The sequence below is a fragment of the Tenacibaculum holothuriorum genome (genome assembly GCF_002120225.1).
GTDB classification, from domain to species: Bacteria; Bacteroidota; Bacteroidia; order Flavobacteriales; family Flavobacteriaceae; genus Polaribacter; species Polaribacter holothuriorum.
Genome location: NZ_LAPZ01000005.1, coordinates 243,086 through 255,471, shown reverse-complemented (window position 1 = coordinate 255,471; position 12,386 = coordinate 243,086). Strand labels below are relative to the sequence as shown.

The 12,386-nt window shown below is 32.8% G+C and carries 11 protein-coding genes; 4 read left to right on the top strand and 7 right to left on the bottom strand.

Translation table 11 applies throughout. From position 1 onward, the window contains the following. Positions 1-112: 112 nt before the first annotated feature. Positions 113-1,672 carry a hypothetical protein gene (locus tag WH52_RS08680; RefSeq protein WP_086030555.1) on the bottom strand — a complete coding sequence of 520 codons (1,560 nt, stop codon included), beginning with the start codon at positions 1,670-1,672 and terminating at the stop codon, positions 113-115. A 135-nt stretch (positions 1,673-1,807) separates the two neighbouring features. On the opposite strand from WH52_RS08680, the gene WH52_RS08675 reads away from it, so the two are divergent. Genes WH52_RS08675 through leuB form a run of 4 tightly spaced genes read left to right on the top strand, consistent with a single transcriptional unit; the run spans position 1,808 to position 6,088 of the window. Next, the gene (locus tag WH52_RS08675; RefSeq protein WP_086030554.1) at positions 1,808-2,983 is read left to right on the top strand and encodes a 2-isopropylmalate synthase; all 1,176 of its coding nucleotides are present in this window, start codon (positions 1,808-1,810) and stop codon (positions 2,981-2,983) included. Then, positions 2,983-4,365 carry a 3-isopropylmalate dehydratase large subunit gene (leuC, locus tag WH52_RS08670; protein WP_086030553.1) on the top strand — a complete coding sequence of 461 codons (1,383 nt, stop codon included), beginning with the start codon at positions 2,983-2,985 and terminating at the stop codon, positions 4,363-4,365. The genes WH52_RS08675 and leuC overlap by 1 nt, the downstream gene beginning before the upstream one ends. Before the next feature lies 1 nt (position 4,366). Beyond that, positions 4,367-4,948, top strand: coding sequence for a 3-isopropylmalate dehydratase small subunit (gene leuD, locus WH52_RS08665; protein WP_086030552.1), 582 nt, complete (start codon positions 4,367-4,369; stop codon positions 4,946-4,948). Positions 4,949-4,972: 24 nt separating this feature from the next. Beyond that, the gene (leuB, locus tag WH52_RS08660; RefSeq protein ID WP_086030551.1) at positions 4,973-6,088 is read left to right on the top strand and encodes a 3-isopropylmalate dehydrogenase; all 1,116 of its coding nucleotides are present in this window, start codon (positions 4,973-4,975) and stop codon (positions 6,086-6,088) included. Positions 6,089-6,257: 169 nt separating this feature from the next. On the opposite strand, the gene argH is transcribed toward leuB, so the two are convergent. From argH to proC, 6 genes are all read right to left on the bottom strand, one after another. After that, entirely contained in the window at positions 6,258-7,538 is a 1,281-nt protein-coding gene (gene argH / locus WH52_RS08655) for an argininosuccinate lyase (protein ID WP_086030550.1), read from the bottom strand. An 11-nt stretch (positions 7,539-7,549) separates the two neighbouring features. Beyond that, complete coding sequence (locus WH52_RS08650; RefSeq protein WP_086030549.1) at positions 7,550-8,623, bottom strand: M20 family metallo-hydrolase; 1,074 nt, start codon at positions 8,621-8,623, stop codon at positions 7,550-7,552. A 14-nt stretch (positions 8,624-8,637) separates the two neighbouring features. After that, complete coding sequence (gene argB, locus WH52_RS08645) at positions 8,638-9,423, bottom strand: acetylglutamate kinase (protein ID WP_086030548.1); 786 nt, start codon at positions 9,421-9,423, stop codon at positions 8,638-8,640. A 2-nt stretch (positions 9,424-9,425) separates the two neighbouring features. Next, positions 9,426-10,361 (bottom strand): Rossmann-fold NAD(P)-binding domain-containing protein, encoded by a 936-nt coding sequence (locus WH52_RS08640; RefSeq protein ID WP_086030547.1) that lies wholly within the window; start codon positions 10,359-10,361, stop codon positions 9,426-9,428. A gap of 94 nt (positions 10,362-10,455) precedes the next feature. Further along, positions 10,456-11,586 carry an aspartate aminotransferase family protein gene (locus tag WH52_RS08635; protein WP_086030546.1) on the bottom strand — a complete coding sequence of 377 codons (1,131 nt, stop codon included), beginning with the start codon at positions 11,584-11,586 and terminating at the stop codon, positions 10,456-10,458. Continuing rightward, entirely contained in the window at positions 11,583-12,383 is an 801-nt protein-coding gene (proC, locus tag WH52_RS08630) for a pyrroline-5-carboxylate reductase (RefSeq protein ID WP_086030545.1), read from the bottom strand. The genes WH52_RS08635 and proC overlap by 4 nt, the downstream gene beginning before the upstream one ends. Between the last annotated feature and the right edge of the window lie 3 nt (positions 12,384-12,386).

The following is a 12,386-nucleotide window of genomic DNA, read 5'->3' as shown; positions in this document are numbered from 1 at the left end:
GTAGTGAAGCCAATAAAAATACTAGTCGCTTTGGTAGCAACAATAGAAGTGGTTGTATTTCTGTCAATTAGGTTCACGTTTCAAATGTAAACTTTATTTTATGTTAACCAAATTATTTTTTCAGTTTTTTGGCTTTTTCCTGAATAATGGTTGCCACAGGTTTGTTGTAAATTTTACTTTCTAACCACGATAAAATATCTAAATATAAAAAGGCGCGTTTTTCGTAAGGATGATTTTCAAACAGCTGTAAACGAGCATGAATTTTTTGAAATTCTTTTTTGAATTGATGTGGGTATAAATCTCCTAAAGAACGAATAGATTCAATAAAAACTTTTTGAACTTCTTGTAGATTTTCCATCTTTAATAAAAACTTATAAGTGTCTTTAAACTGCCTTTCTAAATGATAATCTAAACCACATTCGTAATGAGCGATAAGGTTTAAAATTCGAGCAAAACATTGTAAATCTTCACCAACATAAAACTTTTTAGTCTTTATAATTTTTGTAAGATACTGTATGCATTCTTTGTTTTTACCCATGCCAAAATATAAACAAGCTATTTTGTAGTATAAAGTTATTATGTGATGCTTGTCTAATTGAGATTGATGTTGTTTTATGTAGTCATTTATTTCATTAATTAAATATTCTCCATCAGCAAAAGTTCCCTCAATAAAATGTTTGTGTAATTTATTGGAATACAAATATTGAAACATTAAAATTTCGGTATTGTTATTCTTCGGAATTAATTGGTTATTTATTTCTTCTTCGAAAGAATTTAACTCTTTGGTAAATTCAGTTTTATGACGAATAAAAAATAAAGCTTCTAATAGATAGTTTTTCCCTTTTAAATAAAATACAGGATTGATTTGAATCATTTTTGGATACTCTCTAAATAGCGATACCCATTGTGAAGCGTACTTATATCCTTTTAAAAAATCTTGTGTTAAAAAACTTCTCCATAAATGAGCTTTATACAGCCAAAGACGTTCACGAAAACCTAGCTTTTGGTATTCAAAAACAGGTAAACGAGCTTCAAAATAGTTATTTATTTTTTGGAGTTCAAAATCGTTACGAGCATATCCGGTTTTTAATAAAATTCCATAAAGTTGTAGCGATAAATTAGACAGTTTACTAGTAATTACATTTTGCAAACTAAGTTCTTTTGCCTGTATCGTAAGTTCATCGGCGCGTGTGCTAATACTCCTAGTTATATATTGACTTTCAATTACTTTTTCAAGTTCTACAATTTCATAAGCCATATTTTTTTCTTCGTTTTCAATGGCTAATGTTTTAGCTTTCTCTAAAATTTTTAAACTTTGTTTGTATAATCCTTTTTGGTAAAGAACTGTAGCAAAATCTAACTGTTCTCGAATTTGCACACGAATGTTTTTATGTGCAGGATTCATTCGTAAACTCGTTAGTATTTGCTTGTATAAATGTGCTTTTAAATTTGATAGTTGTTGCTTGCTTACAATACCACTATTTAAGATGACTTTTTCGTCATATTTTTTTTGTTTTTCTAGAAACTTAAAAAGAGCAAAAAATTTAGCATCAGAGTTACCACCCAATCTACTTATGTATAAGTTAAATTGACGTTTTTCAGATTTTGTTAAAGACTGAATTAATGCAAAAAGAGCATCATTTTGTACATTGGGTCTTGTAAAACTGTTCATTGTAACTTTTTGTTTTTCAGTTTTTTATATGTTTGGTTCTTTTTGTTTGCTATCGTAAGACTCCTTTTTAAAAAGAATCTTTCTAGAAGGGCAATATATACATTTGAATTGTATAAAGACAAGTTTACAATAGTAATGAACGATAACAAAGTACAAATTTTCGATACAACCTTACGAGATGGAGAACAAGTACCTGGTTGTAAATTAGACACTTCTCAAAAGCTAATTATTGCAGAAAGGTTAGACAATTTGGGAGTAGATATAATCGAAGCTGGATTTCCTGTTTCAAGCCCAGGAGATTTTAATTCAGTAAGTGAAATTTCAAAATTAGTAAAAAACGCAACAGTTTGTGGTTTAACACGAGCAGTAAAAAAGGATATTGAAGTGGCGGCTGAAGCATTGAAAGGTGCTATAAAACCAAGAATTCATACAGGAATTGGGACCAGTGATTCTCATATTCTTCACAAGTTTAATACTACACAAGAAGAAGTAATTCAAAGAGCAAAACAAGCAGTTTCTCATGCTAAAAACTTTGTAGATGATGTTGAGTTTTATGCCGAAGATGCAGGAAGAACATCTAATGAGTTTTTAGCTAAAGTATGCGAAGAAGTAATTCAAGCTGGGGCAACAGTTTTAAATATACCAGATACTACAGGGTATTGTTTGCCAGAAGAATATGGAGCTAAAATTAAATATCTAAAAGAACATGTAAAAGGTATAGGAAATGTTACTATTTCGTGCCATTGTCATAATGATTTAGGTTTAGCTACTGCGAATTCTATTGCTGGTGCTATAAATGGAGCAAGACAAATAGAATGTACAATTAACGGAATAGGAGAGAGAGCTGGTAACACTGCTTTAGAAGAAGTGGTGATGATTTTAAAGCAGCATCCATATTTAAATCTTCAAACTGATATCAATACAAAGTTGTTATATGATACAAGTTTAATGGTTCGTGAAAAAATGGGAATGCCAGTGCAACCTAACAAAGCTATTGTAGGTGCAAATGCTTTTGCACATAGTTCTGGAATCCATCAAGATGGAGTGATTAAAAATCGAGAAACGTATGAAATAATTAATCCAGAAGAAGTTGGAGTTACCGAAAGTGCAATTATTCTTACCGCAAGAAGTGGAAGAGCAGCTTTGGCATACAGAGCAAAAAAGATAGGGTATGAGTTAACAAAGATTCAACTAGATTCTGCGTATCAAACCTTTTTAAAGTTTGCTGATAAGCAAAAAGAAGTGATTGATGAAGACATACATTTAATCATGGAACAAGTCAATAAATTTTCTAAAATCGCAATGTTATAATGGGAAAAACATTATTCGACAAAGTATGGGATGCACATGTGGTTGATAGCGTAGAAAATGGACCACAGATTTTATATATCGACAAACATTTAATTCATGAAGTTACCAGTCCGCAAGCATTTAATGAGTTGAGAGAGCGTAATATTCCAATTGCCCGACCAAATCAAATTGTAGCAACTGCCGATCATAATACACCAACTAAAAATCAGCATTTACCAATAAAAGACGAGTTGTCTAGAAATCAATTAGAGCAGCTTACTAAGAATTGTAAAGAGAACAATATTACTTTATATGGTTTGGGACACGAGTACAACGGAATTGTACATGTAATGGCTCCCGAATTAGGAATTACTCAACCAGGAATGACTATGGTTTGTGGAGATAGCCATACCTCTACTCACGGAGCTTTTGGCACCATTGCTTTTGGCATTGGTACGAGTCAAGTAGCTCAAGTTTTTGCTAGTCAATGTTTATTGTTACCAAAACCTAAAAAATTAAGAGTTTCTGTAAACGGTAAGTTAAAAAAAGGAGTGCTTCCTAAAGATGTTATTCTTTACATTATTGCTCAGTTAGGTACAAATTCTGGAACAGGATATTTTTGTGAGTATGCAGGAGATGTATTTGAAGAAATGTCTATGGAAGGTCGTATGACCGTCTGTAATATGAGTATTGAAATGGGAGCAAGAGGAGGAATGATTGCACCAGACCAAACTACATTCGATTATGTAAAAGGAAGAAAGTTTGCACCAAAAGGAGAGGAGTTTGATAAAAAAGTAGCTTATTGGAAAACATTGAGAACTGATGAAGACGCAACGTTCGATCAAGAATATTCCTTTAGAGCAGAAGATATTGAACCAATGCTTACCTATGGAACAAACCCTGGAATGGGAATTAAAATTTCTGAAAATATCCCCACCCAAAATGATGTTTCTTTTGAAAAGTCATTGCATTATATGAATTTCAAAAAAGGAGAATCTTTAGTTAACAAACCAATTAACTATGTGTTTATTGGAAGTTGTACTAACTCTCGAATAGAAGATTTTCGTATTGCAGCCAATTATGTAAAAGGAAAGCAAAAAGCTTCAAATGTTAATGCTTGGTTAGTTCCTGGATCTCAACAAGTAGCAAAACAAATTGAAGAAGAAGGTTTACAGCACATTTTCGAAAATGCTGGATTCGAATTAAGGCAACCAGGTTGTTCTGCATGTTTAGCAATGAATGAAGATAAAATTCCAGAAGGAGAATATTGTGTATCAACTTCTAATAGGAATTTTGAAGGACGACAAGGACAAGGAGCTCGAACAATTTTAGCAAGCCCTTTAATGGCTGCTGCTACAGCAGTAGAAGGGAAAATTATAGATTTCACAAAACACCTAAATTAATATGGAAAAGTTTGTAAAACTAATAGATACAGGAGTTCCATTACCTACAGAAAATGTAGATACCGATCAAATAATTCCAGCTCGTTTTTTAAAAGCAACCGATAAAAAAGGTTTTGGTGATAATGTATTTAGAGATTGGAGATATCATAAAAATGGAGAGTTTAATGCAGATTTTGTATTAAACAATAAGAAATACGGAGGCAGTATTTTAATTGCAGGTAATAATTTTGGTTGTGGTTCTAGTAGAGAACATGCCGCTTGGGCATTAGCCGGGTATGGATTTAAAGTAATTATATCTAGTTTTTTTGCAGATATTTTTAAAGGAAATGCCTTAAATAATGGAATACTCCCAATACAAGTATCACCAGAATATTTAAAAGATTTAATGTATCGAGTAGGATCAAATCCAACGACAACAATTATTGTAGACTTGGAGAGCCAAAGATTAAAAACTCCTATAGGAGTTACTGAATTTGAGATAGACTCGTACAAAAAGATTTGTTTAATGAATGGTTACGATGATATTGATTTTTTAGTAAGCAAGAAAGATAAAATAGAAGCCTTTGAAGCTACACTTTCTTAGGGTAATTATAAAAGAAATTAAAGAATGAAATTTAAAATAGCTGTAATACCAGGAGACGGAGTAGGACCAGAAGTAACTGCCCAAGCAAGAAAAGTATTAAATGCGGTGGCTCATGTTTACGATCATACTTTTTTGTATGAAGAAGCATTAATGGGTGCTTGTGCTATTGATAAAACAGGAAATCCGTTACCTCAAAAAACATTAGAGATTTGTAAAAAAAGTGATGCAATTCTTTTTGGTGCTATCGGAGATCCGAAATATGATAACGATCCGAATGCCAAAGTTAGACCAGAGCAAGGACTTTTAAAATTGCGAAAAGAATTAGAACTGTATTGTAATGTTCGTCCTGTAAAGGCATATGATAAACTAATTAAAAATTCGCCATTAAAAAAAGAAGTAATTCAAGGAACAGATATTACTATTTATCGTGAATTAACTGGTGGAATTTACTTCGGAATAAAAGAGTTAAGTGATGACGGTTCAGTTGCTTTTGACGGTTGCTCTTATACTGTTGAAGAAATAGAAAGAATGGCACATTTAGCTTTTAGAGCTGCTCAGTCAAGAAAGAAAAAGTTAACACTGGTAGATAAAGCAAATGTTTTAGAAACCTCACGTTTGTGGCGTAAAACAGTTACAAATTTAGCTTCTCAATATCCAAATATAACTGTAGAAACTATGTTTGTAGATAATGCAGCAATGCAATTAATCTTAAATCCTAAACAGTTTGATGTAATATTAACCGAAAACTTATTTGGCGATATTTTATCTGATGAAGCAAGTGTTATTGGAGGCTCAATAGGATTGCTTGCATCTGCTTCAGTAGGAAAAACTAACGCTTTATTTGAGCCTATTCATGGATCGTATCCACAGGCAAAAGGAAAAGATATTGCGAATCCGTTAGCCTCTATATTATCAGTAGCAATGATGTTAGAACATTTAGGATTGCATGAAGAGGCAGGAGCCATAGAAAATGCGGTTGAAAAATCATTAGCTTTAGGAATTACTACTGAAGATTTAAACTCAGAAAAACCGTTTAGCACCAGTAAAGTTGGAGATTTTATTGCCGATTATATATATAACCAAGAAGATAGTGATATGAATTTTCAAAACATACATATGGGGCAAAGTACCATAATATAAAATATTGTTTGCTTGTAAAAGAGCTAATCTAAAAGTTGTTATTTAGGTGATTATTTAAATTTCTTTTAAATATTTTGTTCGTATAGCTAAAGAATAATCACTTTAAATTTATATGTTGATTTTGTCTTTTAGCTAGCTCTTTTCTTTTTATTGAAGTTTCAATAATGTATCAATTTATAAGGTTGAATTTTTCTCTAATCTTATCCAAGCCCAAATTATGAATACTTCCTATATGAGTATGCTTTTTTGAAGTAATAGGGATGTATGTGCCATTTGATACTTCATCTCCAATTTTTCGATATGCTTCTCTAAAAGGCATTCCATTTTCAACTAAAGTATTGATATTATCCACCGTAAATAAATACGTATACTTGTCGTCATTTAAGTCAATATCTTTAATAATAATTTGTTGGATGGCATAGTCAAAAACATCCAGTACGTCTTTTAGGTCTTCAAAAGCTTGTATTATATTTTCCTTTAAAAGTTGGTAATCTCTATGATAACCACTCGGTAAATTATTGGTGAGCAATATGGTTTCAGAATATAAAGCCTGAATTTTATTACATTTTCCTCTAATCAATTCAAATACATCAGGATTCTTCTTATGTGGCATAATACTACTACCAGTAGTTAATGCATCAGGAAAAGAAATGAATCCAAAGTTCTGACTCATATACAAACAAATATCCATCGCAAAACGAGCTAAGGTGTTGGCCAAACTACCTACAATCATACTTACAGTACGTTCACTTTTTCCTCTACTTAATTGGGCTGCTACAACATTGTATTTTAAAGAGCTAAAGTTGAGTTCTTGTGTAGTGAATTCCCTGTCGATAGGAAAGGAGCTACCATAGCCAGCTGCAGAGCCTAAAGGATTTTGATCTACGGTTTTTATGCCTGCTTGTACCAAATATAAATCGTCAATTAACAATTCAGCATAAGCAGAAAACCAAAGTCCGAAAGAAGAGGGCATGGCAACTTGTAAATGTGTATATCCCGGTAATAATTGCGTTTGATATTGTTCCGCTAATTGTAATAAAGTATTAAAAAGCGTTGTAGTTTTTTGATGAATAACTTCTAAATTATTTTTATAATAGAGTTGTAGTGCTACCAATACTTGATCGTTTCTGGAACGTGCCGTATGGATCTTTTTACCTACCTCTCCATATTGTTGAGTGAGTTCGTATTCTATTTTAGAATGAACATCTTCAAATTGAGAATCAATTACAAAAGTACCTTCTTCTATTTGTTGTGTGAGTTGGTGAAGTCCTTCTGTGAGTTGAGCGAGTTCGTTGTTTGTAATAATTCCAATTTTAGCAAGCATTTTAGCATGTGCTAAAGACGCTTGTACATCATATTTTGCAATATGAATGTCAATTTCTCTGTCGTTGCCAACAGTAAATTGCTCTATTTTTTTATCAATACCTATTCCTTTGTCCCAAAGTTTCATCTCTTGTTATTTTATACTATTAATACTTGCTTCAATAATTCAATATAAATTTGAATACCTTCTTCAATTTCGGTTAGATAAATAAATTCATCAGCAGAGTGAGAGCGTGTACTGTCGCCCGGACCTAATTTTAAAGAAGGACAAGACAAGACTGCTTGATCGGATAGGGTTGGAGAACCATATGTTGTCCTACCTAAGTTAATACCAGCTTTTACCAAATCATGATTTATAGGAATAGAAGAAGAATTCAAGGCAATTCCCCTTGGAACAATACGATCACAAGGAGCATTCTGAACTAGATAATCAACAATTTCCTGATTGGTGTATCGATCGTTTACACGTACATCAATAACCAAAGAAACTTCAGCTGGTACAGCATTGTGTTGTTTACCTGCATTTATCTGCGTGACGGTCATTTTTACCTCTCCTAAGGTATCTGAATTCTTATCGAAGTGTTTTTCCTGAAACCATTCCAATACTTTTATCGAATTATAAATAGCATTATTTGTATTTGGATGCGCAGCATGACTAGGAGTTCCTTTTACTACGGCATCAAAAACAAGTAAGCCTTTTTCAGCTACAGCTAGTTGCATTAAGGTAGGCTCACCAACAATAGCGACATCTATTTTAGGAATGATAGAAAGCATACTATTGAGTCCGTCTTTACCACTACTTTCTTCTTCAGCAGAAGCTACCATAACTAAATTATAGTTCAAATTTGTATGTGTGTAGAAATACGTGAATGTTGCTAGTAAAGAAACCAAGCAACCACCTGCATCATTGCTACCTAAACCAAATAGTTTGTTGTTTTCTACAATTGCTTTAAAAGGATCTTTCGTGTATCCATTGTTAGGTTTTACTGTGTCATGATGTGAATTGAGCAATAGTGTTGGTTTGTTTTGATCAAAATGCTTGTTGATAGCCCATACATTATTGCAATTTCTTTTAAAAGGTATGTGGTTCGCTTTAAGCCATTGCTCTATATGAGCAGCTGTTACTTCTTCTTCAGAAGAAAACGAAGGTGTTTCGATGAGTTTTTTCAAAAGCTCAATAGCCTCTAGCGTTAATTTTTCGATTGTTTTCATTTTAAACGATCTATTTAGTTTTTTACTGCTTGAATTGTAGTGTGTTTGACATTAGAATTGAATAGCATTTCTGGTTTCCCTATACATACTTTACGCACTTGTTTATTGATGGCATGGAAGCAGTTATTGAGTTTTGGTAACATGCCATCTGTTATGATATTGTTTTCGATTAAAGCTTGATAGTTCTTAGCATTGATATTTTCAATTACAGAATGTTCATCATTTACATCTTGTAATACCCCACTTTTTTCAAAACAGTAGTACAGTTCTGTTTGATAAAGTTTAGCAAAAGCAATGGCTAATTCAGAAGCTATGGTATCTGCGTTAGTGTTTAATAACTGCCCGTTTTTATCATGTGTTAAGGCACAAAAAACAGGAGTAATATGATGGTGTAATAAGGTTTGTAAAACCTCAGTATTTACTTGAACAACATCTCCAGCAAAACCATAATCAATATGGGTAACAGGTCTTTTTATTGCGACGATAGTATTCCCATCAGCTCCAGTAAATCCAAGAGCATTGCAATGATTCTCTTGAAGTTTTGCAATAATGTTTTTATTGATTTTACCAGCATATACCATTGTAATAATGTCTAGAGTGTCAGTGTTTGTTTTTCTACGTCCTTCGATCATTTCAACTTTTACATCCAACTGTTGAGCCATTTCGGTAGCTAATGTTCCTCCACCGTGTACTAATATTTTAGGAGTTTTTATAGAAGAAAACTGTTGAATAAAACTTTCTAAAGCTGTAGGATTATTGATAATATTTCCTCCGATTTTTACAATCTTTAATGTTTCCATAGTTAAAGGTTTTCTAACAGTTTTTTTAAAACAATTTGTGCTGCATAGGTTCTGTTATTTGCTTGAGGTATCACAATAGATTGCGTACTGTCCAATACAGCGTCTTCAATCACTACATTTCTTCTCACTGGTAAGCAGTGCATGCATTTTGCAGCTCCTAGTTTTTCTTTGGTCAACATCCATGCGGTGTTTTGAGATAATATTTTACCATAGTCAGTATAACTACTCCAGTTTTTTACATACACAAAATCAGCATTTTCCAAAGCTTCTTTTTGATTGTAATTGATGGGAGTATCTTGTGTAATTTCTGAATCCAATTCATACCCTTTCGGATGTGTAATTGAAAAATCGATATTTAATGTTCGCATCATTTTTACAAAGGAATTAGCCACCGCATGAGGTAAAGCTTTTGGATGAGGTGCCCAAGAAAGTACAACTTTAGGTTGCGCTGTTGTTTTAAATTCTTCTATAGTAATTGCATCGGTTAAGGCTTGTAACGGATGTGCTGTAGAGCTTTCCATATTAATAATCGGAACAGAAGCATACTTTTCAAAACTTTTTAGAATAGTCTCGGAAGTATCTTTTTGTTTATCCTTCAAACTAGGAAAAGCTCTAATAGCTATAATATCTGCATATTGAGATAGTACTTGAGCCGCTTCCTTTACATGTTCAGAAGTGGTTAAGTTCATAAGAGTACCATCTTCAAATTCTAGATTCCATGCATTATTGATGTTTAAAATCATGACATTCATTCCTAGGTTTTTAGCAGCTTTTTCGGTGCTTAAACGAGTTCTTAAGCTTGAATTAAAGAAAAGCATGACTAAGGTTTTTTGCTTCCCTAAAGATTCATATTGATGCGGGTTCTTCTTTAATTGAATGGTATCTTGAATAGTTCTAGGAATATTTTCAAGATCATATATGTCGGTATATTTTTTCATGTTTTGTTTGTTTAAGAGCTTATCAAGTAAGTTTTTACTAATTGTTGGTAATTTCTTACTTGATAAGATTTCTTGAGATGTTCAAAAGTGCCTTCTAGGATTTGAATTCAGTTTTTAAAGCGTCAAAGAATTGATCGATATGTTTTCTTTGAACGGTAAGCGGAGGTAGAATTCGTAATAAATTAGGATTCTTAGCACTTCCTGTAAAAATCTGATGTTTAAAAATCAAGTTTTTTCTTAGTTCAGCTACTGGAAAATCAAACTCTAATCCCAACATCAATCCTCTCCCTTTTAATCTTTTTAAATAAGGTTGATCATTTGCTTTTTCCATAAAGTATTGAGAGATTTCGGAAGCATTTTGTAATAAATTTTCGTCCTGCAAAACTTTTAAAACTGCTAAAGACGCTGCACAAGCCAAGTGGTTTCCACCAAAGGTAGTACCTAACATTCCATAAGAAGCCTTAATCTTTGGATGAATGAGAATACCTCCTATAGGAAAACCATTGCCCATACCTTTGGCTAAAGAGATAATATCAGGTTGAATTCCATGTTTTTGAAAAGCAAAAAAATCGCCAGTTCTACCAAATCCAGATTGTACTTCATCTACAATGAGTAATGAATTGTATTGATGACATAGTTCTTGTAATTTTTGGTAAAATTTAGAAGAATTTTCGTCGAGCCCACCAACCCCTTGAATACATTCAATAATAACAGCACACACATCATTTTTTCGCAAAGCTCTGTCTACAGAAATAATGTCACCAATATTGATAAATTCAACTTCTTGTTGCGCATTGATTGGAGCTACTATTTTTGCATTATCGGTAGCAGCTACAGCGGCTGAAGTTCTACCGTGAAAAGAGTTTGTAAATGAAATTACTTTCTTCTTTTGGGTATGAAAAGAAGCTAGTTTTAATGCATTTTCATTTGCTTCTGCACCCGAATTGCATAGGAATAAATTATAATCTTCACAGTTCGATTGCTTGGTCAATTCTGAAGCTAAGGCATTCTGTAAGGGGTTTTGAATAGAATTGCTATAAAACCCTAAGTTTTGTACCTGTTCACTAATGCTTTTTACATATTCAGGATGTGAGTGCCCTATAGAAATAACAGCATGACCACCGTATAAATCCAGATACTCAGTTCCATGTTGATCATATACAAAAACATCTTTTGCTTTTACTGGCGCTATATTAAATAGTGGATATACATCAAATAAACTCATATCTGTTCTGATTTAATAGTGTTAATTTTTTTGTAAGAAGCTACCATTCCTTGGATTAAAGAAGAACTCAACCCTTGGTGTTCCATTTCATTCAAACCTTCAATAGTACAACCTTTAGGAGTAGTTACTCTATCAATTTCTTGCTCTGGATGATTACCGTTAGTTATTAATAAACTAGCTGCTCCTTCACAAGTATGCATCGCTAATTCTTGCGCTTCTTTCGCATCAAAACCTAGTTGAATAGCAGCTTGCGTTGTGGCTCGTATCATGCGCATCCAAAAGGCAATACCACTAGCACAAACTACGGTAGCTGCCTGCATTTGAGATTCTGGGATACTAATTGAAGTACCAAGTCTATTAAAAATAGCTTCAGCAACTTTTAGTCTTTCCAATCCTTTGGTATTACCGCATAAACAAGTCATAGATTTTCCAACGGCAATAGCTGTGTTTGGCATAGCTCTAATGATAAATGCATTGGAGCTTATGATGTTTTCTATTTTAGCAATAGAAAAACCAGTTATTGTAGAAATAAGTACATGTTTATCAGTAATGAGTGATTGTATATCGTGTAAAATTTCTTCAAAATGAGCTGGTTGAATAGCAAAAATGATGATGTCAGAATTTTGTACTGCTTCTTTATTATCTGAGGTTAGAAAAACATTTTGATAACCGTCAAAATCTTCAAGATCTTTTAGGTTTCTCTTTGTCAAATACAGAGAGGTAATGGCATTGGTAGTAATCAATCCCTTAGCAATAGATTTACCTAAGTTTCCAGTTCCTATAATTGCTATTTTCATGTG